The sequence below is a fragment of the Bradyrhizobium sp. BRP20 genome (assembly GCF_020194215.1).
GTDB lineage: Bacteria > Pseudomonadota > Alphaproteobacteria > Rhizobiales > Xanthobacteraceae > Bradyrhizobium > Bradyrhizobium yuanmingense.
In genome coordinates, this window is sequence record NZ_JADYVY010000002.1 from 230445 (window position 1) to 253873 (window position 23429).

A 23429-nucleotide genomic window follows, 5' to 3' on the forward strand; every position below is an offset into this window, starting at 1 on the left:
TGCGCACCGTAGTTCGCGCGATGCGCGCCCCGGGATGACGGGGTGCATTAACGCTGCACCACGTCCTGGTTGCTGTGGTTCGACGCCTGCTGCGGCCCCCGTGCGCCCATCGCCGCCACCTCCGTCTTGAGCAGGGCTCCCGGACGCACGCGTTGCAGACCATTGACGACGATGCGGTCGCCGGACTTCAGGCCCGAGGTGACGATGCGAAGCCCATCGACCGCGCCGCCGAGCGTGACCGGCCGGTAGACGGCGCGGCTGTCGTCGCCGACTGCCATCACGAACTTCTTGTCCTGGTCGGTGCCGATCGCGCGCTCGTCGATCATCACCAGCGCCTGTTGCTTCGGCTGGCCCATGCGCACGCGCGCGAACTGGCCGGGGATGAGACGCCCATCGTCGTTGCGGAACACCGCGCGGACACGGATGGTGCCGCTCTGGCCGTTGACCTGGTTGTCGATGAGCTGGATGTTGCCCTTCGCGGACAAGCCGCCCGAGGTCGTCATCTCGACCGGGATCTGGTCGAGCTTGCCGCGTTGGCCGGAAGCATCGGCGATCGAGTTCAGCGCGCGCAGCACCACCTCTTCGTCCGCATCGAACGAGGCGTAGATCGGATTGACCGAGACCAGCGAGGTCAACACCGGCGAGGCGGTGCCGGCGGCGACGAGATTGCCGACGGTGACCTCGATCTTGCCGACGCGGCCATCCACGGGGGCGCGCACTTCGGTGTAGTCGAGATTGAGCTTTGCGGTCTGCAGCGTCGCCTCGGCCGCCTTGACGTTGGCGATTGCTTCGCGATTGGCGTTGTCGCGCTGGTCGTAGTCCCGCCGGGTGACCACGGCGTTGCCGACGAGCTGTGCGCCACGCTCGAGCTCGCTTTGGGTGAAGACGACGCGCGCTTTGGCGGCCTCGAGCTGGGCGGCAGCTTTGTCGACCTCGGCCGCATAGGGGGCGGGATCAATCTTGAACAGCACGTCGCCGGCCTTCACCAGCGCGCCCTCGGTGAAGTTCGCCGACATGATCGCACCCGCAACGCGGGGGCGGAGCTCGACACGGTTGATCGCCTCGAGCCGGCCGGAGAAATCGTCCCACAGCACGGTCTGCCGCGGCTCGATCATCGCGACGGTGACGGAAACGGCTTGTTCAGCTGCGGCCGCCGGTGCGGTCGCTTGCGCCGCATGAAAATAGCGGCCGGTCACGATCGAGCCGGCCGCGGCGAGGGCGCCCACGATGGCGACGCCGCCCAGAAGGCGGCGGAAATGGCCGGTGCGGGAGGTATTTTGGGAGGGATGCATTTGCGCGCTCCAGATATGTAGTGTTCACTACAGATGTGGAGCTGGATACCGCAGTGCAAGATACTTATGTACCAATCACTAAGAAAATTGTACGCCGATACCGCGACGATTGGAAGACACAAGAAAAAGAAAGCTAGAACAAATAGATAGGATCCGGCGTTAGGCTGAGACAGCACGCCGAATCCGAGGAGACAGGCACATGGGCATGGGACGCCCCCGCGAATTCGACGCCGAAACGGCGTTGGACCAGGCGATGGAAGTGTTTTGGCGCCATGGCTATGAGGGCGCGACCATTGCCCAGCTCACGGAGGCCATGGGCATCAATCCGCCCAGTCTCTACGCCTGCTTCGGCAACAAGGAAGGCCTGCTGAAGGCTGCGCTCGACCGCTACACCACGCTGCGCAACATCTGGATGGACGAGGTGGTCGCAGCGCCCACCGCTCGCCAGGTGGCGGAGCGGATGCTGATGGGCATCGCCGACAAGCAGACCGATCCCGCCAATCCGCCCGGCTGCCTGCTCGTGCAGGGCGGCATCGCCTGCGGCACCGGCTCAGAAAACGTCCCCTTCGAGCTCGCCGCCCGCCGCGCCCAGAACGAGGACCAGCTCCGCGACCGCTTCATCCGCGCCAAGGCGGAGGGCGATCTCAAGGAGAGCGCCGATCCGGCCGCGCTCGCGCGCTATATCTCGGCGGTGTCGGTCGGCATGGGCGTGATGGCATCTTCGGGCGCGGATCGTGAAGCGCTGCGGCAGGTCGCTGATGTCGCCGTGCAGGCGGTCGAGGCGCAGTCGGCGGAGGCGATAGAGACGAGTGGCAGGGCGCTGCGCTGAACGACGATCTGCCCGCTCGGGAGCGCGATAGATCGCAAGGCCGCTTAGCTCAGATCGTGAAGGTCCTTTCCAAGCGGCGGTGTCAGACGAAAGTTCGAGAACACGACTTCCAGTCCCGCCCGCTCGGGCGTGCAGGCCATCGGGCCCACAAGATAGGAGCTTGCTGCCGGAAACGGCGCTAGCCGCATGAGAGGCCAGGTCTTGCCATCGGCCGAGACTTGTAGACGAAGGACGCCGTCGGCGACGGTTGCGCGGACCCAGAAGTCTCCGGCATCATGCTCATAGGGTGCCGTTGCCCAGTCCGATCGCCCGTCGGTTAGCACGCTTGCAAGCATGGCGCGGCCGTCCGACAGTTCGATGCCGGCCTTGACCCAATGTCGCGCGTCGATGCGCACCATGATGCCCGCCTGATCGTAGAGCGTCTGGAAGTCGCCCTGTACACGTAAGCTGGCGGTGAATGCCTCGCGGGTTGGAAAGCCCAGGAAATGCCCGCTGTCACGATTAAAGCCGTAGTAGGTTTCGCGCCAGAAATCGGTGCCTTTGTCCGTCACGACCTGGAGGCGATCGTCCTCTGCCGTCCATCGTTTCGGTTCGTTCAACCACACGCCGTCACTTCTGAGGAGAGTCATTTCCAACCTCGATTGCCGATGCCTGCCGTGGCTCGATCCATCTGCCGGACAAGCATGGCCTCGTGCAAACTGCGATCGGGCGCGTGCATAGAGTTCAGCCTCGCGCCATCGACAGTGGTGCCGATGTCGAGGCCGGCTCACGTTTCATAGCAGCCATGGCTTCCGACCGGTTAACGGCGTCGGCGCGAGTTGCGGATTCACGATCGGCGATCATGCAACTTTGCGCCTGTTCTGCCCGACGTGTCAAACGGCCTTCGCCGGCAGGACCCGCACCATGCGGCGCGAAATTCTTCAATGATTCGTACTGTGCATGGGGTTGTTTTCGCATTTTTGTTTGAGCGTGCCCGGAGCCTGATCATCCAGCGCCGCAAACCGTATCGATACGGGAACCCCTAAGAGTTTTTACATACAGTTCTGGCACGTTCCGCGCGTCAATATCCGCAGCCTGCATCGTGTCTCATTGCGCGCACGAAAAGACGGAGCCGGCGGGAGTCGAGGGGCCGTAAGCCATGACTGCACTTGCTTCGGACGCCGGTCGCGCCAGGAGTGGGATCGTGCCGATCCTGTTGTGCGTCGTGCCGTTCAGCCAGATTCCGCTCGATGCCTATACGCCGGGCCTGCCGCAGATGGTGGTGGATCTCGCAGCTGACGCGGCGTCGATGCAGAACACCGTCACCGCTTACATGCTCGGCATGTCTCTGGCGCTGGTGCCGGTCGGTATCGCCTCGGACACTCTCGGCCGCCGCAACGTGCTGCTCGCAGGCCTGTCGGTCCTGATCGCGATGAGCATCGCCTGTGCGATGGCCACCAGCGCCTCGCTGCTGCTCGGCTTGCGCTTCCTGCAAGGCATCGGCGGCTGCACTTGTCTCGTCGTCGCCTATGCGGTCGCAGCCGATTGTTTCCGCGGCCGCGAGCTCACCGCGATCTCCGGCTTGTTGGGTGCCGCCTGGGGCCTTGCGCCGGTGCTGGCGCCGGCAGCCGGTGGCTTCATCGTCGAGCTGACCTCGTGGCGCGGCGTCTTCGTCGTCATTGCCGTCGCCGCGGCGATCGTCGCCGTGATCGTCGCATTTCTTCTGCCCGAAACATTGCCGGCAGAGCGGCGCGCGCCGTTCGATCCGCGCCGCACTGCCGGTATCTTGCGCGATGCGCTGGTCCGCCCGGGCTTCCTCGCCTTCGTGCTGGTGTTTGCCGCGGCGGCCAGCGCGCAGCTGGCGTTCGGCGTCGTCGCGCCGTTCTTCTACCAGACTGGGCTCGGCTATTCGGCGGCCATCTACGGCCTCGTCGCACTCGGCCTTGGCGGGGTCAATCTCGCCGGCGAGCTCGGCTGCGCGCATTTCGCACGCTTCATGCCGGCGCGCATGCTGGGCTTCGGCGCCTTCGCGCTGTTCCTCGCCGGCTCTGCGGTCCTGAGCGTAACGGGCATGACCCTAGGTCTGGATTTTACGTCGATCACGATCGGCGGCGCGCTGGTGCTCGGCGGCTGCGGCGTGCTGTGCCCGATGATGTACGGCATGGCGCTTGGCCTGTTCGAACGCGACCATGGCCTGGTTGGCGGCCTCATCAGCGCGCTCTGCTATCTCGCCGTGAGCGGTGCCATGGCGATCACGGCGGTGTTGCCCGAAGCGACGCAGGCGCCGATCGGATGGCTTTATCTCGGGCTCTGCGCCATTGCGGGGACGCTGCTCGCGATCTCGCTGCCGTCGGCGCGGCAAGCGACACATAGTTAAATAAGGAACCAAATCATGACCACGGTCGGAATTCGCGGCACGTTCTTCGATTTCGTCGACGATCCCTGGAAGCACGTCGGCAACGAGCCGGCCGCCGCGCGCTTTCACCAGGATGGTCTCATGGTCGTCACTGACGGCGTGATCAAGGCGTTCGGTCCTTATGACAAGATTGCCGCCGCCCATCCGGGCGTCGAGGTCACCCACATCAAGGACCGCATCATCGTTCCCGGCTTCATCGACGGACACATCCATCTGCCGCAGACGCGCGTGTTAGGGGCCTATGGTGAGCAGCTCCTGCCGTGGCTGCAGAAATGGGTCTACCCGGAAGAGCTCAAATACCGGGATCGCGATTACGCGCGCGAGGGCGTGAAGCGTTTCCTCGATGCGCTGCTCGCCTCAGGCACCACCACCTGCCAGGCCTTCACGAGCTCCTCGCCCGTTTCGACCGAGGAGTTGTTCGAGGAAGCGAGCAGGCGCAACATGCGCGTCATCGCGGGCCTCACCGGAATCGATCGCAACGCGCCGGCCGATTTCATCGATACACCGGAGAATTTCTATCGCGACAGCAAGCGGCTGATCGCGCAGTACCACAACAAGGGCCGCAATCTCTACGCCATCACGCCGCGCTTCGCCTTTGGTGCCTCGCCGGAATTGCTGAGAGCGTGTCAGCGCCTCAAGCACGAGCATCCGGATTGCTGGGTCAACACTCACATCTCCGAGAATCCGGCCGAATGCAGCGGCGTGCTGGTCGAGCATCCGGACTGCCAGGATTATCTCGGTGTCTACGAGAAGTTCGACCTGGTCGGTCCGAAATTCTCCGGCGGCCACGGCGTCTATCTCTCCAACAACGAGTTCCGCCGCATGTCGAAGAAGGGCGCGGCGGTGGTGTTCTGCCCGTGCTCGAATCTGTTCCTCGGCAGTGGCCTGTTCCGCCTCGGCCGCGCCACCGATCCCGAGCATCGCGTCAAGATGTCGTTCGGCACCGATGTCGGCGGCGGCAACCGCTTCTCGATGATCTCCGTGCTCGACGACGCCTACAAGGTCGGCATGTGCAACAACACGCTGCTCGACGGCAGCATCGATCCCGCGCGCAAGGACCTCGCGGAAGCCGAGCGCAACAAGCTCTCGCCCTATCGCGGTTTCTGGTCGATCACGCTCGGCGGCGCCGAAGGCCTCTACATCGACGACAAGCTCGGCAACTTCGAGCCGGGCAAGGAGGCCGATTTCGTCGCGCTCGATCCGAACGGCGGGCAGGTCGCGCAAGCGTGGCATCAATCGCTGATCGCCGACGGCGCCGGCCCGCGCACGATGGACGAGGCCGCGAGCATGCTGTTCGCCGTCATGATGGTCGGCGACGATCGCTGCGTCGACGAGACCTGGGTGATGGGCAAGCGGCTCTACAAGAAAGGCTGAGGCGGACCGCTGCCAATGAGCGCATCTCCTGAAACAACCGGCCAGCCGGTCGCTCTTGTCATTCAGCGCCGCATCGCCGACGACGGCTTTGCTGCGTTCGCCCGGTGGAACGGTGAGGTCGGCGAGGTGCTCAAGGCCTGGCCAGGCTTCCTCAGCCTTGAAGTGGTGCCGCCGCAACCGCCGGCGCATGTGGACTGGGTGACGATCCTGCGTTTCGCGAGCCCGGCTGCGGCACGTGCCTGGCTGCAGAGCGAGGTGCGGGCGAAGTTGATCGCGGAGGTGCAGCGCTTCTTCGTCGGTTCGGAGGACGTCCATATCCTGCCCGACACCGGCGTCCCGCGCGACAGCGCGGTCTCGGCCGTCATCTCATTCAAAGTCCCTGATGGACTCGAGGACGCGTTCCTGAAATGGCAGCAGCGCATCCAGGCAGCGGAGGCCGAGTTCAAGGGATTTCTGCGGCACAAGATCGAGCGGCCGATTCCGGGCCTTCATGACGAATGGATCATCATCCTGTCGTTCGATTCTGATGCCAACCTCAATGCCTGGCTCGACTCGCCGTTGCGGCAGACGCTGCTGAAGGAGGGCGCGCGCTTCAACGCCGGCATGAACGTGAAACGGGCGAGCTACGGCTTCAATTTCTGGTTCCCGGCCGGCAAGACGTCGGCGCCCGAGCAAGGGTCCGGTTTCATCTGGAAGAGCAACCTGATCGTTCTCCTGGTGCTTTATCCCGTGGTCTACCTCTGGGGCTATTTCATCAGCGCGCCCCTGATCGACAGAAACGGCGTGCCGGTCTGGCTGTCGCTGTTCATCGGCAATCTCGTCAGCACGCAGCTGCTCGGCTGGTGGCTGGTGCCCGCCGCCTTCAAGGCGCTCGACTGGTGGGTGACGCCGAAGGCGACGCTCGGTCGCCAGATCGCGGGGTACGTGCTGCTTGCCGTGCTCTATGCCGCGTCGATGGGCCTGTACGCGCTGCTGCTCGCGTGGCATTGGGGACGGTGAGACCGTCAACCGTATCGACGCGGAGAAGGACGGTCGCTGGACATCGACGACCATGTTCGCCCTGACGTTTCTCGGGACATCGGCGAGCGTTCCCTCGGCGGAGCGCAACCATCCGGCACTCCTTGTGGAAGCCGCAGGCAAGCGCGTCCTGGTCGATTGCGGCGAGGGCACGCAGCGCCAGCTGCTGCGCAGCGGCGCCGGCTTCCGGCGGCTCGACCGCATCCTGCTCACCCACGCCCATCTCGACCACGTGCTCGGCATCCCCGGATTGTTCTCGACCCTCGGCTTGCGGCAGACGTCCGAGATAATGACCGTTCACGGCGGCGCGGGCACGCTCGACCTCGTCACCCGCATGCTCGCCGGCCTGTGGGGCGCGGGGAGGGCGCCGATCGCCGTCCAGTTCGAAGCGCTGACCGAGGGACGAGCTATCGATACCGGTGAATTCGCCGTTGACTGTTTTCCGGTCCGCCACCGCGACACCGACAGCTTCGGCTTCATCTTCCAAAGCCCCGCGCGCCGTCATCTGCGGCCTGATCGCCTCATCGCGCTGGGTGTCCCCGACGGTCCGTTGCGCGGCGAGTTGGCCGCCGGCCGACCGATCGTGCTTGCCGACCGAACTATCGATCCGGAAGACGTCCTCGGTCCGCCGAGCGGCGGCAGCAAGCTCGTCGTGATCGGCGACACCGAGACCACCGATGGATTGTCGCAATACGTGGCCGGCGCCGACATGCTGATGATCGAGGCGACGTTCCTCGATCGCGACGCGCCGACCGCGCGGAATTACGGCCATCTCACCGCGGCAGAAGCGGCCTCCTTTGCCGCCGCGAACGAGGTCGGACAGCTCGTGCTGACGCATATGTCGGGACGCTACGAAGACGCAGAGATTCTCGCCGAGGCGGCAAAAATCTTCCCGAACACCCGGATCGCCGCAGACTTCGACCACATCGTCGTCTGATCAAACGCGCCCTGACCCGATCCGTCCACCGCAGCGCTTGCCAGCCCAGATGCGAGCGGGTAGAAGGCTGCCACGCCTGAGCCGCGATTGGCGCGATGCGCTTCCCGGCCACAGTCGAGCAAATCGGTTAAGTCTTTGAATTTGCTCGACTATTCCGTTGGGGAATGGTGTAACGGTAGCACAACAGACTCTGACTCTGTTTGTCTTGGTTCGAATCCAGGTTCCCCAGCCACGCACTCCCACGTACGCACATCTACGATCTACTATTCCCGGCACCCGGTCGATTCTGCTCACTTTGAGATGACCTCAGCGATCTGTCCGACAATTTTCTCCGGATGGGGACAGCCAAGAGCCAAGCGTAAGCCAATCCGAGCCCTCGCGGAGAGGTTCGCTCGACGCGCGAATGGCAGCTTTGCCAAACCGGACTAGACATCTGCGCGATGGAGGAGTTGACCGCGAAATCGGTGCGTCCGGGCGTGAACATCATGATCGTGCTTCGTCGCCCGCTCGTGCTGGCTCACATGCTCGGCCTAGCTCGGCAGGAAGAATCGCCCGATCGACGCCGGGGCGCCCGCCGCTTGGCGCGCCAGCTGAACGGGAATGCGATGATCACGTCGCGTAGGCAGCTATAAGCTGTCAGACGAGGGTTTCCGATCCGTCTGGACTTGCTTTGATGAGATACTCGCCGCTTTCTCTGAAACTGCGAACTGTTGCAAAGGTATCTTCCATAAACTGCACGTAGGACAGCTTGCCGTTCTCGCCGCGCGCCAGAACCGCGAAAGGTGATGTGACGGTTTTACCCAGAATGTTTGACGTGTAAGTAAAGGAGCCAAAGATCGCGGCGCCGTTCTTATTTTCAAAACTGTCCTGAATTTGGAAGTCGTCTATCGTCCAATAACGACTGACGTCGATAAAGGTCTGAACCAGTCCCTCGGTGCCTTTGTTTGTTCCGGCCCAAGGCATGATCTGCTTCAGTTCCGCGTGTTCATAGTTGAGCGATACATAGATGAAGTCATCAGTCGTAAATTGTTTGACGAAATCCAGATCGGTCGGATTCGACAAAATCGACCGCAGTACCGCCAAAGGCGATGCCGTCGAGGCGGGTTCGGCTGTAGACGACCTCTGGGCAAGAGCGGGCGCACGAGTGGACATGGTGGGTTCCTCCTTTAGGAAATTCTAGGAATCGAGGCGTCAGTGTTGCTTCAATTGACCTCCCTTACGCGATTGCGCCTGCATCAACGGTCAGGGTGGCGCCAGTGATCACGCTTGCCGAAGGGCTGGCCAGAAAGACCACAGCATTCGCGATTTCGCGCGGCTCAGCGAATCGCCCCAGCGATGTAAGACTCTTCTGGACAGCGGAAGTCGGCCCGTCCGCCGGATTGGCATCCGTGTCTACCGACCCGGGTTGGACAAGATTCACGGTGATGCCCCTAGGGCCAAGTTCACGCGACAAGCCGCGCGTAAAGGAGATCAAGGCAGCCTTGGACATCGCATAGGCGGTCACTCCGGGAAACGGGACGCGCTCGCCGAGATCCGATCCGATCGAGATGATGCGACCTCCTGCGGAAAGATGGGTAATGACAGCCTTGGCAAACAGAACTGGCGCTCGCACGTTGACGTCCATCAGAGTTTGGTATTTGGCCACGTCAAGATCAGCGATCAGTCCGTACTGACCGATCGCCGCATTGTTGACGAGGATGTCGAGTCCGCCGAGCCCCGAGACGGCTTCTTGCACGGAGCGTACGATGGCGCCCGGGTCCGCGCTGTCGGCCTGGATTGCGACCGAGCGCCGTCCTGTCGCCTCCACGGACTTGACCACCGCGTTGGCTTGTTCGACCGAACGCTGAAAGGTGAACGCCACGTGCGCGCCGTTCTCAGCCAGCGCCAAGGTAATTGCGGCTCCGATGCCCCGCGCCCCGCCAGTCACCAACGCACGCTTCCCGTCCAGATGGATCATCGTTGTCCTTTTCTTTCATCTTCGAATTTGAGCACGGCCTCATATCAGGCGCCCGATATGCTCCGCCTTGTATGGGCAGGGCGGCTCATCTGGTCCCGTCCAGGCGCGGCCCGTGTCTCTCTGCGACACGGGCCCTTGAGGGCGAAGCCCCTTGGTCGTAGCCTGCTATCGAACTGCTCCCGCAGCTTTCTCGGGGTTGAACCCGTCGAAGCTTTCGAAGACGCCCATGAATCCCGGGACGGTCGCTTCGCGCGCCCAGTCGCGCTGGAGCTCGCAATACATCTGCACCCGGCTGATCAGCTTGGCACCGGCCTGCTCGATGCGGCGCAGCGCCGCCTCATGCGCGGCCAGCGACGTCCCGCCGACCGCGTCGACCGGCACATAGACCTCATAGCCCTCCTGGATTGCGTCCAGCGCCGGGAACGTCAGGCAGGCTTCGGTCCAGAGCGCGGTCATGATCAGCTTGTGGCGGCCGATCGCCTTCACCGCCTGCTTGAACGCTGTGTCCTCCCAGCTGTTGATCGAGGTCCGGTCGTATGTCGGCAGGTGCCCGAGGACGGCCTGCAGTTCCTGAATGGGTGGCTTGTTGCGGCCGGTTGCAACATTGACCGTCGAATGGACGATCGGAAGCTTGTAATGCACGGCCGCCTTGGCGGTGCTCACGATGTTGAACACCAGCTCGTCGCGCGGAATCGAGCGGATCGAGGACACCTGAATCGGCTGATAGTCGATGATGATGAATGCCGCGTTCTGCGGCGTCAGAAGATGGTCGGTCTGCGGATTGCGGATCGGTTCACTGGCCATTGCTGGGCCTCTCTTATCGGTCGGGGTTCTGCGCTGGGAATGGGCCGGAGCCCGGGATCGCGCGGACGAGTGAGCGCACACCCTTCCGCAAGGAAAAGGGGCCGGACCCACACGTGAGTCCGGCCCCACAGTCACGCCGCGGCGGTGACGAAGCGCCCGCTGTTGAGGTCGTCGATGGCTTGGCGGATTTCCGCCTCGCTGTTCATGACGAATGGCCCGTAGCCCACGATCGGCTCGTCGATCGGATCGCCGGTGAGGACCAGCAGCTTCGCCACTCCGTTCGCGTGAATGGCGACATCGCTGCCCTTGCGGTCGAGCAGCAGCATTTCCGCCGCACCCGCGTCCAGACTGCGGCCGACCGTGACATGCCCGGTCAACACCACGATCATCGCGGTATGCCCCTGGGGCAGGTCGAGCGTGAGGTCCGCATCGGCCTTCAGGCTCAGGTCCCACACATTGATCGGCGTGAACGTGCGGGCCGGTCCTTTGATGCCGCGATACGCGCCGGCGATGACCCGCGCCTTCCCCGCACCATGCGGGAGCGAGACGTTGGGAATGTCCGCCTTCGCGATGCCCTGATACCCGCCCGGTGCCATCTTGTCCTTGGCCGGCAGGTTGACCCAGAGCTGCACCATGCGGAGCGGTCCACCCGCCTTGGCAAAGCCCGCCGAGTGATATTCCTCATGGAGAATGCCGCCTGCGGCCGTCATCCATTGCACATCGCCGGGCCCGATCACCCCGCCATTGCCGGCGGAATCACGGTGCTCGACCTCGCCTTCGTAAACGATGGTGACGGTTTCGAAGCCGCGATGGGGATGCTCGCTCACGCCTCGCCGATGCATGGTCGGCGCGAAGGTATACGGTCCCGCATAGTCGAGCAGGAGGAACGGGCTAATATGCGCGCCCAGTGTGTTGTACGAAAAGAGCGAGCGCACTGGAAAACCGTCGCCCACCCAATGCTGCCGGTCATTGCCGTACCGGCCGAGTACCGTCTTGGCCATGTTGCCCTCCTGACGCGGTCGAGCTGCGTCGCTTCACCACAAAAGACTAAAAGCGCGACGATGAAGCTCAAAGATTGCCATACGGGACGCCGCGTCCTATGCTTAGGACGATGCAGGACTTCAATGACCTCTACTATTTCGCCTCCGTCGTCGAGCATGGGGGCTTCGCGCCGGCGGGCCGTGCCCTCGGGATTCAGAAATCGAAACTGAGCCGCCGTATCCTTCTGCTTGAGGAGCGCCTTGGCGTTCGCCTCCTCAATCGCTCGTCGCGTCGCTTCTCGGTGACCGACATCGGGCAGGACTTTTATGAGCGCTGCGTCGCGATGATCGTCGAAGCCGAGGCGGCCGAGCAGATTGTCGCCGCGGTGCAGGCGGAGCCGCGCGGCGTGGTGCGCATGAGTTGCCCGAGCGGCCTGCTCTCCTTCCAGTTCGGCGAACTGATCGCGCGCTTCATGATGCAGCAGCGCGGCGTGCAGGTGCGGCTGGAGAGCACGAACCGCCGCGTCGATGTGATCGCCGAAGGATTCGACCTCTCGATCCGTGTGCGATTTCCGCCGCTTGAGACCAGCGATCTCGTGATGCGCTGGCTCGATGAAAGCAGCCAGTGTCTCGTGGCTGCATCCTCACTCATCCACGGCGCAATAAAATCGCCCGCGGATCTCCACGGCCTTCCCAGCCTCGACCAGGAGCGACCGGATCGGGTCCATGCCTGGGACCTGCACCATGCAGATGGCCTAGCGACCTTGGTGCCGCATACACCGCGCCTGATCACCGACGACATGTCAGTCCTCCGCGATGCGGCGATTGCCGGCGCAGGGGCTGTCCAACTCCCGACCATCTTTGTCGCCGACGACATCAAGGCGGGACGCCTCGTCCACGTCCTTCCTGACTGGAGGCCCCGTTCGGGCATCGTGCACGCCGTATTCCCGTCGCGCCGGGGACTTCTCCCCTCGGTTCGCGCGCTGATCGACTTTTTCGTCCGCGAATGCGCGATCCAACGCGCCCAGGCCGACAAGATCGTCCCGCCAATCGTCAGCGACAGGCTGGATTGAGCGCCGGGCGCCGGCAACGGTCGAGCACAGGCGCGGTTTCACACGCTGCCCGCATCGAGAAGCCCGTCATCGGCATATTTTTAGCTGTCGGGCCCCGCGAAATGCGCTATCTGCGCGCCGCCCAGGCCGGCCTGTTTGCTCCGCGTCAAGCGCCGGAATTCGCAGGTCATCAGGCCTGATCCCCCGATGCTGGGCACGTCACTGCAGCGCGCGGAGTCCATTGAGTTCTTCCGCAGGTTCCACCTCGCGGGCTATGAACCGCCGCGCTCGCTCAGCAGCGGAGCGACGTGGCACGGTCAAGGTCAATATTGAGATGGGGGCAGCCGATATCCGCAATCATCCACGAAGGGCAGCCAGTTCCGAGCGCGTTCCCAGGGTTTGCTTGCGAGGCGTTCGGGGCATGCATCGCCATCTCACCACACGCGGCGGTTTGCCTCACCTGACATTTGCATTTCAATGTCGGAACGCCGCGCGCTGTATCGTCCTTGGGCTGGACAACCCAAGGAGATCCGCAAATGCCCTATGTCGATGGTTTCGTTCTCGCCGTGCCGAAGGACAATATCGAGGCCTACAAGGCGCTGGCGACGCAAGCCTGCGCCATCTGGATGGAGCACGGCGCGCTCGACTACGTCGAATGCATCGGCGACGACGTTCCCTATGGAGAGCTCACCTCGTTTCCGCGCGCGGTGATCGCGAAGGAGGACGAGATCGTGGTGTTCGCCTGGATCGTCTATCGGGACCGCGAGAGCCGCGATGCCATCAACAAGAAGGTGATGGCGGACCCGCGCATCAAATTCGAGGGCATGCCGTTCGACGGCAAGCGCATGATCTATGGCGGCTTCACAACGCTGCTTCGGGCGAGTGACATCGTGACGTGAGGCGTGCCCGCTACTTGATCTTGTCGTAGGCCGCCGCGAAATCGCCGAGCGGCATCGGGATCGCGATGGTCTCCTTGGCCATGTTCTGAAAAGAGACCTTCAGCTGCTTGCCCGACCGCAAGGCGGCGAGCAGGTCCGGCGCAACCGGGGTCGAGGCGTAGCAGCCGCGATTCTCGCAGGTCTGGATCTGGAGATCGAACGTCTTGCCTTCGTCGATCTGGAGCTTGGCCCCGACCGGAAGGTTGAGGCCGAGCGGCAATTGCAGAAGCGCGATCGGCGTGCGGGTGTCGGGCGCGATGCGGATGTTGATCAGGACGACGGTCTGGCCCGTCTTGGTCAGCACCGCGTTCTGCTCCATCGCGCATTCGAGCGGCGCGTCGCGGTTTGCGCTGGTGCAGCGGACGATCCAGCCGGGCTGTCCGGAAGCCCCGTCAGCCTGCGCCTGTGTCGGGGCAGGCGCGGGCTGCGCGGCCGGGGCGGGCGCGGCGTTCTTCTTGGCGCCCTGCTGGGCGTGTGCTGCGCCCGCTGACAACAGGACAGCAGCGACAAGGGCGACAAGTCTGGATTGCACAGGCATGGGAAACCGCATTTGCGAACCGGGGTCTCGCTGTAGCGTCGCGGCAGGCGCGGCGCAAGCTTACTCGGCGGCTTCCTTGACGCTGCCGTGCTCGGGCGTCTCCTCGCCTTCGTCGTCCGAACGGCCCCAGGTCGAGAACCAGTTGTTGAGCTTGTCGAGGTAGAGATAGACGACCGGCGTGGTGAACAGCGTCAGCGCCTGGCTGACGATCAGGCCGCCGACCATGGCGTAGCCGAGCGGCTGGCGGATTTCGGCGCCGGTGCCGTGGCCGAGCATGAGGGGCACGCCGCCGAGCAGGGCCGCCATCGTCGTCATCATGATCGGGCGGAAGCGCAGCAGTGCGGCCTGGCGGATCGATTCCTCCGGCGTCTTGTGCTCGTCGCGCTCGGCGGCAATCGCGAAGTCCACCATCATGATGCCGTTCTTCTTCACGATGCCGATCAGGAGAATGATGCCGATCAGCGCGATCAGGCTGAAGTCGAATCCGGCCGCCATCAGGATCGCGAGCGCGCCGACGCCGGCCGAGGGTAGCGTCGACAAAATCGTGATCGGATGGATGTAGCTCTCGTAGAGAATGCCAAGGATCAGATAGACCACGACCAGCGCGGCGAGGATCAGGAGCGGCACGGTGCCGAGCGATTGCTGGAACGCCTGCGCGGTGCCCTGGAAGCTCGAATTCAGCGTGGGCGGCGTCCCGAGCTCCGCCATCGCCTTCTGCACGGCCTCGGTGGCCTGGCCGAGCGCGACGCCTTGCGCGAGATTGAAGCTGATCGTGATCGACGGGAACTGGCCTTGATGGCTGATCGAGAGCGGGCGGACCGGATCGGTGGTCCAGCTCGCGAAGGTCGACAGCGGCACCTGGTCGCCGGTCAGCGGCGATTTCACGTAGAGCTTGTTCAGCGTCTCGAGATCGCCCTGCATCTCCGGCAGGACTTCCAGGATCACCTTGTAGGTGTTGAGCTGCGTGAAATATTGCGTGACCTGCCGCTGTCCGAAGGAATCATACAGCGTATCGTCGATCAGCTGGGGCTGGATGCCGTAGCGGGCGGCGGTGTCGCGGTTGATCTTGAGCTGGACCGTCGTGCCCTGCGTCTGCTGGTCGGTCGCGACGTCGCGCAGCTCCGGCAGTGTCTGCATCTTGCCAAGGATCTTCGGCGCCCATTCGTTCAGCTCGTCCAGATTGGCGTCTTGCAGCGTGAATTCGAACTGAGTGCGCGTGGGTCGACCGCCGAGCCGCACGTCCTGGGCCGCCTGCATGTAGAGGCGGGCGCCCTGGACCTTGTCGAACTGCGGACGCAGACGCGCGATGATCTGCTGGGCCGAAGCGTCACGCTCATTGCGCGGCTTCAGCGTGATGAACAGGTTGCCGTTGTTGCCGGCACGGCCGCTGCCACCGATCGACATGGCAACGCTGGCAACGTCGGGATCGGCCAGGATGATCTTGCCGAGTTGCTCCTGGCGTCTCACCATCTCCTTGAACGAGATGTCCTGCGAGGCTTCGGACGTGGCCGTGATCAGGCCGACGTCCTGCTGCGGGAAGAAGCCCTTGGGGATCAGCACGAACAGGTAGATCGACAGGCCGAGCGTGACGAAGAAGATCGCGAGCGTGGTGCGCCGCCAGGCGAGGGCGTGATCGAGCACATATTCGTAGCCGCGCAGCATCGCGTCGAAGGCGCGCTCGCTCCATTGATAGAAGCGGCCGTGCTGCACCTCACCATGGGCGCGCAGGAAGCGTGAGGCCATCATCGGCGTCAGCGTCAGCGATACGAACATCGAAACGAAGATCGTCATCGCCAGCACCACGGCGAATTCGCGGAACAGGCGCCCGATAATGCCGCCCATCAGGAGCAGCGGGATCAGCACCGCGACCAGCGAGATGCTGATGGAGACGATCGTGAAGCCGATTTCCTTGGAACCCTTGAAGGCGGCCTCCATCGGCGAGTCGCCTTCCTCGATGTAGCGCGTGATGTTCTCGAGCATCACGATGGCGTCGTCCACCACGAAACCGACCGCGATGGTGAGTGCCATCAGCGACAGATTGTCGAGCGAATAGCCGACCGGCCACATCAGGGCGCACGCGCCCAGCAACGCCAGCGGAACCGTGACGGTGGGAATGACCGTCGCCCAGAAGCTGCGCAGGAAGATGAAGATGACCATGACCACGAGCACAATGGTCAAGAGCAGCGTGAACTGGACGTCCTCGACCGCGGCACGGATGGTCGCGGTGCGGTCGCTGATGAGCTCGATCTTGATCGCGGGCGGGATCGCCGCCACGAGACGAGGGAGGGTCGCCTTGATCCTGTCGACGGTTTCGATGACGTTGGCGCCGGGCTGCTTGAAGATCACCAGGAACACGCCGCGCTTGCCGTTGGCCCACGCCGCCTGCTTGGCGTCTTCGGCAGCGGTGACCGCTTGGCCGATATCGCGGATTCGCAACGGAGCGCCGTTGCGATAGGCGATGATGACGTCGTTCCAGTCCTTCGCGTGGGTGAGCTGGTCGTTGGCGTAGATCGTATAGGCCCGCTTCTCGCCGTCGATATTGCCCTTGGGGCTGTCGACCGTGGTGATCGCGATCTGGCTGCGGATATCCTCCATCGACAAGCCCTTGGCGACCAGCTTTGCGGGATCGACCTGAATGCGGATCGAGGGTTTCTGCTGGCCGCCGATGAAGACCTGGGCGACGCCCGAGAGCTGGCTGATCTGCTGGGCGAGCTGGGTGTCGACGGCATCGCTGACGCTGGTCAGCGGCAGCGTCTCCGATGTCGCCGACAGTAGCAGGATCGGCGCGTCGGCGGGGTTGACCTTGCGGTAGGTCGGGGGCGACGGCAGGTTCCTCGGCAACTGGCCGCTGGCCGCGTTGATGGCACCCTGTACGTCGTTGGCGGCGCCGTCGATGTTGCGGTTGAGGTCGAATTGGATGGTGATCGACGCCGTGCCCAGATAGCTCGTCGAGGTCATCTGCGCGATGCCAGGAATCTGGGCGAATTGCCGCTCGAGCGGCTGCGCCACCGACGAAGCCATGGTCTCGGGGCTGCCGCCGGGCAAATTGGCGGTGACCTGAATGGTCGGAAAGTCCACCTGCGGCAGGGGCGCGACCGGGAGCAGGGGATAGGCGACCAGGCCGACGAAGAGAATGCCGGCCATCAGCAGCGAGGTGCCGATGGGATATCGGATGAAAGGCGCCGAAATCCCGCCCCCGATCATTGCTGTCGAACCTTGTTCTGGGTCGGATCCGAGCTTGCTACCGCCGTCGACACCAGGCTTCCGGGCTGCACCTTGAACTGTCCGCCGACGATCACCTGCTGACCGGGGCTCAATCCTTCCTCGATGACCGAATGACCGTCGATGCCATAGCTGACCTTGATCTTGTGCAGTTCGGCCTTGTTGTCCTGGTTGACCGTATAGGCATAGAGTCCGTTGGTGGAGCGCTGGACCGCGTCATCCGGAACGACCGTCGCATCCTTCAGCGTTCGCACCAGGAGCCGCGTCGAGACCGATTGCCCCGGCCACAGCGTTCTTTCCTTGTTGTCGAACACCGCCTTGAGCCGGATCGTGCCGCTGGTCGCGTCGACCTGGTTGTTGATCACCGCGAGCTTGCCCTCGGCCAGCGTCCTCTTGCCGTCGGTGGTGAAGGCGATCACCTTGAGCGCGCCGGCCTTGTGGCCTTCGCTGATATAGGGGAGCTGGTCTTCCGGCGCGGTGAAGATCACCGCGATCGGCTCGACCTGCGAGATCGTGACGATGGCGGTCTGCGACGAAGCGTTGACGATGTTGCCGATGTCGACCTGACGCAGGCCTGCCACGCCGGTGATCGGCGCCTTGATCTGGGTGTAATCGAGCTGGGTCTGGGCGTTGGAGATCGCGGCATCGTCGGCGGCGATCTGGGCGGTGAGCTGAGCGACGGTGGAGCGCTGTGTGTCGACGCGCTGGGCGGTGGCGAATTCGCCGAGCTTCGTGGCGCGCTGGAGCTCGAGATTGGCGTTGGCGAGACTGGCCTCGTCCTGCGCCTTCTTGGCCTTGGCCTGGTCAAGCGCGGCCTGATAGGGACGGGGATCGATCGAAACCAGGAGATCGCCCTGCTTGACGATCTGGCCTTCCCTGAATTCGAGCTTGTCGATCTGGCCATCCACACGGCTTCGGACCTGGACCGTGTTAAAGCCCTGAACCGTGCCGAGACCAGTGAGATAGACCGGAAAGTCGGTCTTCTGAACCGGCGCAACGCTGACCGGGACGGCGGAGGGGCGAGGCGGGCCTTTTTGTGCGGTCTGGGTTTTTCCCGCCTCGGACGTGCCGAATTTCTGCCAACCATAATAGCTCGCAGAAGCCACGGCCGCGATGATCAGAAGCCAAAGGATCGGCCGGGACTTGTTCATGTCGTCTCGTGTCGGCTCGTATGCCCTCGGCTACGAATATCGGGGCAATCGTACGGTTCCAGCATGATGTATAATACACGCCAACTTCCAGAGTAAACAGCACTATCGGGTGAGAATCCTAAACAATTGGAAAGCTTTGCACCGTGTAGGCAGCTCGTTGGCGCGGCGACGTGCAATGCCGCGTTTTCCCGCCGCGATCGGCCGGCGTGCAAGTCTTGCGTAGCACGCGGAGCAGTGTGCTCGGGACCGATCGGCCCCGCGCCGCGCTGCCTTTCGGATCTGCCGCAAGAACGGTTCTAAGTCGCCTCGTAGCCGTTTCGGTTACCATGGATTTCGGCATCGTCCATTTCGGCGCCGCAGCGACGGAGCAAAGCATGGACGAGCTGAACGGCAAGCTGATCGCGTGCCAGATGCTGATCGAGGGATTGATCGCGTGTCACCAACGAGCAGCGCGATCCCTTGTGCTTCCTCACCGACTTTCGCGACGAGATCAAAGCCGTTGTCAACGGCGCCAACATCGCCGGCATGGACAGCACCGATCGCGTGCGCGCCGTTGCGAAGACCGTCGACGAGTTGCTGTGGCTGATGAAACCCAGAGCGGCGATCGAGTGGCCAGCAATCGATTTGCGTTTAGGACGCATCCTTCGCTCAGAGAGCGGGGCAGTTTAGAATCGTTTTGATCTTGATCTATTCAAGGGTTCTCGCGAACGGCACGCATTGACCCGCAATTGTGTGGCCGATACCAACAGGCGACATTCGTTCGACGCGTGTGAACGACAGGAATTGGAGGGCCTTGTGCTCTATCCTCCAGCACCTCTCGTCGCCCCCGTGACCAGGGGGACGCGGGTTGCGTCTTTCTTCTGGCTTCAGAGCATGATACGGGACGATCAAGCCCGGAGCATGATCTATGGCCTCGACACCGCGATACAGGCGCTGGTGGAACGGCTCGGGCGTGACGATCCCGAAACGGTCAAATTGACGGGTATCTATCACAATCTCATTCGCTACTGGGCCGAAGTATGAAGACCATCTCCTTCCAAGCAAGCCTTGCCGCAGCCTTGATGCTGGCGTCTGCCTGGCTCGCATCCCCCGTTTCCGCCCAGACGCAGAGCCCGCCGGCACCGGCCCCATCGACGGCTCAGCCGTCCGCTGCCGGGACCGTCCCCCCGGCAGCTGCGCCTGCGGCCTCGACGGCTCCCGCCGTCGTGGGCGCCGCCCCGGTGGCCGCCAATCCCGCGGGTGCGAAGCCCGAGGCTGCGGCCATGAAGGAATTGTCGCCCTGGGTGATGTTCATGTCGGCGGACGTCATCGTGAAGGCGGTGATGATCGGGCTCGCCTTCGCTTCGCTGATGACCTGGACCGTCTTCATCGCCAAGTCGATCGAGCTGTCGGTCGCCTCCGGCAAGCTGCGTGCGGCGTTGAAGAAGATTGCGGAGGCGCGCTCGCTTGCCGAAGCGCAGATGGCGCTCGGCACCAAGGAGGGCATCCTGCCGTCGTTCCTTGCGGCGGCGTTGCGCGAAGCGCGGATGTCGGCTGGCCTGTCCAGCGATGCCGGCATCAAGGAACGCGCCGCCTCGAGCTTTTCCGAGATCGTGCGCGCGGAGCAACGGCGCATCCGGATCGGCATGGGCGTGCTCGCGACCATCGGCTCGACCTCGCCCTTCGTCGGCCTGTTCGGCACGGTCTGGGGCATCATGAACAGCTTCATCGGCATCTCGAAGTCGCAGACCACGAACCTCGCCGTGGTCGCGCCCGGCATCGCCGAGGCGCTGCTCGCCACCGCGATCGGCCTCGTCGCCGCCATTCCCGCCGTCATCATCTACAACCACTTCTCGCGCGTGACGAAAGGCTATCTCGAGCTCGTCAGCCGCGCCTCGGGCGCGGCGGGGCGACTGCTGTCGCGTGATCTCGACCGCAGCCACGGCAGCGTGCATTCGCGCGCGGCGGAGTAGACCATGGCCGTTTCGCTCGCTGACAATGATGACGACGACGATTTCTCGGAAACGCATGACATCAACGTCACGCCGTTCATCGACGTCATCCTGGTGCTGCTGATCATCTTCATGGTCGCCGCGCCGCTGTCCACGGTCGACCTGCCGATCGATCTGCCGACGTCGAGTGCGACGCCGCAGAAGAAGCCGGACAAGCCGACTTATCTCAGCATCAAGCCCGATCTGACGCTCGCGATCGGGGAGAACGCCGTTCACCGGGCCGAGTTGATCGGAACCCTCGACGGCCTTTCCGAGATGAGCAAGGATAAGTACGTTTTCCTGCGCGCTGATCGCTCGGTGCCCTATGGCGAGTTGATGGGCGTGATGGAGCTCTTGCGCTCGGGCGGCTATACGCGGGTGAAGCTGGTCGCGCTGGAAGGCGCACCGGGGGCGCCTGTGGCAGGCGCCGCCCAGCCTTAAGAAGACGGAACGATGGCGGACGAACCGAGACCATCCCGGAAGCTCTGGATCCTGGCGGCGGCGGCCGCGCTCGCCCTGCATCTCGGCGGTGCTGCGCTCGCGCTGGCGCATTTGCACGGCGACGACGACGGCGATGGTCTCGGCGCGGCCGGAGCCGAGTTCGCCGTCGAGATGGCTTCGCCGGAGGCTCAGGAATCCGATTTGCCGACCGGACCAAACGACTCCGCGGCACAAGAGGAGCGCCCGGAGCTTCCAGAGCAGAAGGCCGAACTGAAGGAGACGGAACTTCCTCAAGATCGACCGCAAGAGGCCGAGGATCCCGATCGCATTGTCAGCGAAAAGGTTGCGAAGAAGGAGCAGGACGACGATCCGAAGGCGGCTGCCGTTGAAACGCCCGCCATGGAGGCTGCCCCAAAGCAGGTTGATATGGCCCGGCAAACGTTCGAGGACGCAACGCGCGAGGCCGAAAAGGCCCTGGCGCCGGTGGTTGGGCTCGGCAAGGACATCCTGAAGATCACGGTGGACTGGAACAAGAAAATCAGTGCGCGTATCAAGCAGCACCAGATCAATCCGGAAGGCAGAGAGAACGCCAATCAGAAGGTCACGGTGAGTTTCGCGCTCAACCGAAAGGGAAATGTGGTCTCGGTCGACGTGATCGCGTCGTCCGGCGACGCCGCCTACGATGCAGCTGCGATCTCGATGGTTCGCAAGGCGGATCCTTTCGAGCCGCCTCCGGTTCAACTGACCGAGGAGCGTTTCGAGCGCACCCTCGAGATCAGCTTCGCCCCTGAGAAATCGAAGAAGACCGCCAACAAGAAGTCGGCTCAACGCCAGTAGAGCCGGATCCCGACATAGACCACCACCAGGCAGGCGAAGATCAGCGCCACGGGCAGGGGCCGTTTCTGGGCTCCGCTGGCCGCGCCTGTCCCGAAGAAACCAGCGCTTTTCGGCTTCGGCGCCGGGCGCCGGAAAGCGGTAACATTATCCGCTGCCGGCTCGGCCTCGCGCGGACGCACGTCGGGCGGCGTTCCAGCGCCACCCATCTCGACGTAATAGGCCTTGTAGATCGCACCGATGGTGGCCTCGGTGGCTTCGCCTTCGCTCATCTGCGCCAGCAGGTTCCTGTAGCTGCTCAGGAACTCCTGGGCCTCCGGAGGCAGCGCGGACGCCCCGTTGAGCTTAGCCATCATCTTCCAGGTGGCAAAATCGGCGCGGGCGCGGGTGTCGGCGCGTCGCGCGATCAGCATATCGGCAGCTTTGACCAAGTCGGCCTCTGGCCTTTCGGCTCGTGTTCGGGTGTTCCGGTTCAACTACGCATTGCCGGTCAGGAAGAGAACAGCCTGAATCACATAACCGGTCAACGTCCGCAGTATTGCTGAAATAACATCAAGATTTAGACCTAACTGCGAGCCCGCCAGCGGCAGCAGGATCAAGAGCCCGATCAGGATCAACATACCGAACGGCTCGAGCCGGGCGAGCGGCAAGGCCAGGGGGCGCGGCAGCAGCCCGACCGCGACGCGGCCGCCGTCCAGCGGCGGGATCGGCATCATGTTGAAGACGGCCAGGATGGCGTTGATGATGAGGGCATTCTTGAGGTTGTCGGCAACCCATTTCGCCGCGCTCGCGGGCACCAGCGGCAGGGCATGGAAGGCGAGGGCGGTGGCGAGCGCCAGCAGGATGTTGGTGGCGGGTCCGGCCAGCGCTACCCAGACCATGTCGAGCCTGGGATTGTTCAGCTTGCGGAAGTTTACCGGCACCGGCTTGGCGTAGCCGAACAGGAACGGCGAATGCGCGAACAGCAGCATCGCCGGCAGGATGACGGTGCCGAACGGGTCGATATGCCTGATAGGATTGAAGCTGACGCGGCCGAGCTGCGCGGCCGTGTTGTCCCCGAGCCGGTCCGCGACGAAGGCATGCGCGGCCTCATGGAAGGTGATGGCGAGCACGAGGGGAAGCACCCACACCGACAGGTCGTACAAGGAAATGTTCACAGCTCATCCATTTCGGTTAGCTAGCGGCCTTGCAACCGTCCTGACCAAACCGGCGCAGCAACGCTTCGGCTCAACATAGGGTGGCCGGTTCCGAATTGCCACGCTGCAGATGGATGCTTCGGCCGGCCGCCGTGCAGTCGCGCAAAGTCACGCCGGGATCGTCCCGGGATATTGCACCAAGCCGTCGTCGAGCTTCACCCAGGCGAGCTTTTCCGACACCCAGATGTGCTCGGTCGGCGCAAAGGCGTTACGATCATCGAAGGTGGCGAGCGCAACGCCCGCTAGCGTGCCGTTGCGGCGCCAGGCGAAAAGCCGCGTGCCGCAGCGCTTGCAGAACACGCGATCGATATTCTCCGAGGAGGCGTAGCGTGCAGTCTCGCCCTCGACGCTGAGCGCGCGCTGGTCGAACTGGGCGCGGGCGAAGTAGGGCGAGCCCATCGCCTTCTGGCAGATGCGGCAATGGCAGATGCGGACGTTGAGCGGCTCGCCCTCCGCCTTAAAACGCACCGCGCCGCACAGGCAACCACCTTCCCGGATCATG

General features: G+C 63.7%; 22 protein-coding genes, 1 tRNA gene and 2 pseudogenes. 13 read left to right on the top strand and 12 right to left on the bottom strand.

Annotated features, from left to right (window positions below):
- Positions 1–47: 47 nt before the first annotated feature.
- Complete coding sequence (locus I6F33_RS05675; protein ID WP_036001246.1) at positions 48–1292, bottom strand: efflux RND transporter periplasmic adaptor subunit; 1245 nt, start codon at positions 1290–1292, stop codon at positions 48–50.
- A 199-nt stretch (positions 1293–1491) separates the two neighbouring features.
- On the opposite strand from I6F33_RS05675, the gene I6F33_RS05680 reads away from it, so the two are divergent.
- Positions 1492–2121, top strand: coding sequence for a TetR/AcrR family transcriptional regulator (locus tag I6F33_RS05680; RefSeq protein ID WP_225141483.1), 630 nt, complete (start codon positions 1492–1494; stop codon positions 2119–2121).
- Positions 2122–2165: 44 nt separating this feature from the next.
- On the opposite strand, the gene I6F33_RS05685 is transcribed toward I6F33_RS05680, so the two are convergent.
- Positions 2166–2750 carry a DUF1349 domain-containing protein gene (locus I6F33_RS05685; RefSeq protein WP_225112182.1) on the bottom strand — a complete coding sequence of 195 codons (585 nt, stop codon included), beginning with the start codon at positions 2748–2750 and terminating at the stop codon, positions 2166–2168.
- Between the two features lie 509 nt (positions 2751–3259).
- Here I6F33_RS05685 and I6F33_RS05690 point away from each other — a divergent pair.
- The 5 genes from I6F33_RS05690 (at position 3260) to I6F33_RS05710 (ending at position 8076) form a co-directional block, all read left to right on the top strand.
- Positions 3260–4477, top strand: coding sequence for a multidrug effflux MFS transporter (locus tag I6F33_RS05690; protein ID WP_225141485.1), 1218 nt, complete (start codon positions 3260–3262; stop codon positions 4475–4477).
- A gap of 15 nt (positions 4478–4492) precedes the next feature.
- Complete coding sequence (guaD, locus tag I6F33_RS05695) at positions 4493–5890, top strand: guanine deaminase (protein ID WP_225125813.1); 1398 nt, start codon at positions 4493–4495, stop codon at positions 5888–5890.
- A gap of 15 nt (positions 5891–5905) precedes the next feature.
- Positions 5906–6889, top strand: coding sequence for an antibiotic biosynthesis monooxygenase (locus I6F33_RS05700; RefSeq protein ID WP_225141487.1), 984 nt, complete (start codon positions 5906–5908; stop codon positions 6887–6889).
- 52 nt (positions 6890–6941) lie between these two features.
- On the top strand, positions 6942–7844 hold the full coding sequence (gene rnz, locus I6F33_RS05705) for a ribonuclease Z (protein ID WP_225141489.1): 903 nt from the start codon (positions 6942–6944) through the stop codon (positions 7842–7844).
- Positions 7845–8002: 158 nt separating this feature from the next.
- Positions 8003–8076 (top strand) — tRNA-Gln (locus I6F33_RS05710).
- 404 nt (positions 8077–8480) lie between these two features.
- Here the strand turns inward: I6F33_RS05710 and I6F33_RS05715 are convergent.
- The 4 genes from I6F33_RS05715 to I6F33_RS05730 all read right to left on the bottom strand — a co-directional run bounded on the left by I6F33_RS05715 (position 8481) and on the right by I6F33_RS05730 (position 11606).
- Positions 8481–8996, bottom strand: a complete 516-nt coding sequence (locus I6F33_RS05715; RefSeq protein WP_225141492.1) for a nuclear transport factor 2 family protein — start codon at positions 8994–8996, stop codon at positions 8481–8483.
- A 64-nt stretch (positions 8997–9060) separates the two neighbouring features.
- Positions 9061–9801, bottom strand: a complete 741-nt coding sequence (locus tag I6F33_RS05720) for an SDR family NAD(P)-dependent oxidoreductase (protein ID WP_225141494.1) — start codon at positions 9799–9801, stop codon at positions 9061–9063.
- A 165-nt stretch (positions 9802–9966) separates the two neighbouring features.
- Positions 9967–10605, bottom strand: a complete 639-nt coding sequence (locus I6F33_RS05725; RefSeq protein ID WP_225112189.1) for a hydrolase — start codon at positions 10603–10605, stop codon at positions 9967–9969.
- A 131-nt stretch (positions 10606–10736) separates the two neighbouring features.
- Positions 10737–11606 (bottom strand): pirin family protein, encoded by an 870-nt coding sequence (locus tag I6F33_RS05730; RefSeq protein WP_225141496.1) that lies wholly within the window; start codon positions 11604–11606, stop codon positions 10737–10739.
- Positions 11607–11716: 110 nt separating this feature from the next.
- On the opposite strand from I6F33_RS05730, the gene I6F33_RS05735 reads away from it, so the two are divergent.
- Together I6F33_RS05735 and I6F33_RS05740 are read left to right on the top strand one after the other, a co-directional pair.
- A complete protein-coding gene (locus I6F33_RS05735) occupies positions 11717–12658 on the top strand; it encodes a LysR substrate-binding domain-containing protein (RefSeq protein WP_225141498.1) in 942 nt (313 codons plus the stop codon).
- A 515-nt stretch (positions 12659–13173) separates the two neighbouring features.
- Positions 13174–13536 carry a DUF1428 domain-containing protein gene (locus I6F33_RS05740; RefSeq protein WP_128262118.1) on the top strand — a complete coding sequence of 121 codons (363 nt, stop codon included), beginning with the start codon at positions 13174–13176 and terminating at the stop codon, positions 13534–13536.
- A 10-nt stretch (positions 13537–13546) separates the two neighbouring features.
- Here the strand turns inward: I6F33_RS05740 and I6F33_RS05745 are convergent, their stop codons facing one another.
- From I6F33_RS05745 to I6F33_RS05755, 3 genes are read right to left on the bottom strand one after another with little or no spacing between them, the layout of a single operon-like run.
- Positions 13547–14113, bottom strand: a complete 567-nt coding sequence (locus tag I6F33_RS05745; RefSeq protein WP_036001398.1) for an invasion associated locus B family protein — start codon at positions 14111–14113, stop codon at positions 13547–13549.
- Between the two features lie 60 nt (positions 14114–14173).
- Complete coding sequence (locus tag I6F33_RS05750; RefSeq protein WP_036022406.1) at positions 14174–17317, bottom strand: multidrug efflux RND transporter permease subunit; 3144 nt, start codon at positions 17315–17317, stop codon at positions 14174–14176.
- Positions 17314–18486 (bottom strand): efflux RND transporter periplasmic adaptor subunit, encoded by a 1173-nt coding sequence (locus tag I6F33_RS05755; RefSeq protein WP_225141499.1) that lies wholly within the window; start codon positions 18484–18486, stop codon positions 17314–17316. The genes I6F33_RS05750 and I6F33_RS05755 overlap by 4 nt, the downstream gene beginning before the upstream one ends.
- Positions 18487–18860: 374 nt before the next feature.
- Here I6F33_RS05755 and I6F33_RS05760 point away from each other — a divergent pair.
- The 5 genes and pseudogenes from I6F33_RS05760 to I6F33_RS05780 all read left to right on the top strand — a co-directional run bounded on the left by I6F33_RS05760 (position 18861) and on the right by I6F33_RS05780 (position 21734).
- A pseudogene (locus I6F33_RS05760) lies at positions 18861–19155 on the top strand (hypothetical protein).
- 126 nt (positions 19156–19281) lie between these two features.
- Positions 19282–19509, top strand: a pseudogene (locus tag I6F33_RS05765) (PKHD-type hydroxylase); the annotation flags it as partial.
- Positions 19506–20438 (top strand): tonB-system energizer ExbB, encoded by a 933-nt coding sequence (gene exbB / locus I6F33_RS05770; protein ID WP_225112193.1) that lies wholly within the window; start codon positions 19506–19508, stop codon positions 20436–20438. The pseudogene I6F33_RS05765 and the gene exbB, both read left to right, overlap by 4 nt.
- 3 nt (positions 20439–20441) lie before the next feature.
- A complete protein-coding gene (exbD, locus tag I6F33_RS05775) occupies positions 20442–20897 on the top strand; it encodes a TonB system transport protein ExbD (RefSeq protein ID WP_036001202.1) in 456 nt (151 codons plus the stop codon).
- 12 nt (positions 20898–20909) lie between these two features.
- Positions 20910–21734: a TonB family protein gene (locus I6F33_RS05780; RefSeq protein ID WP_036001198.1), complete on the top strand. Its 825-nt coding sequence runs from the start codon at positions 20910–20912 to the stop codon at positions 21732–21734.
- Here I6F33_RS05780 and I6F33_RS05785 read toward each other — a convergent pair.
- The 3 genes from I6F33_RS05785 to I6F33_RS05795 form a co-directional block, all read right to left on the bottom strand.
- Positions 21722–22144, bottom strand: coding sequence for a hypothetical protein (locus tag I6F33_RS05785; RefSeq protein WP_036034307.1), 423 nt, complete (start codon positions 22142–22144; stop codon positions 21722–21724). The two genes, I6F33_RS05780 and I6F33_RS05785, sit on opposite strands and share 13 nt — an antisense overlap.
- Positions 22145–22207: 63 nt before the next feature.
- Positions 22208–22888 carry a site-2 protease family protein gene (locus tag I6F33_RS05790; RefSeq protein ID WP_036022448.1) on the bottom strand — a complete coding sequence of 227 codons (681 nt, stop codon included), beginning with the start codon at positions 22886–22888 and terminating at the stop codon, positions 22208–22210.
- Positions 22889–23035: 147 nt separating this feature from the next.
- The gene (locus I6F33_RS05795; protein WP_036022450.1) at positions 23036–23428 is read right to left on the bottom strand and encodes a GFA family protein; all 393 of its coding nucleotides are present in this window, start codon (positions 23426–23428) and stop codon (positions 23036–23038) included.
- Position 23429 lies beyond the last annotated feature (1 nt).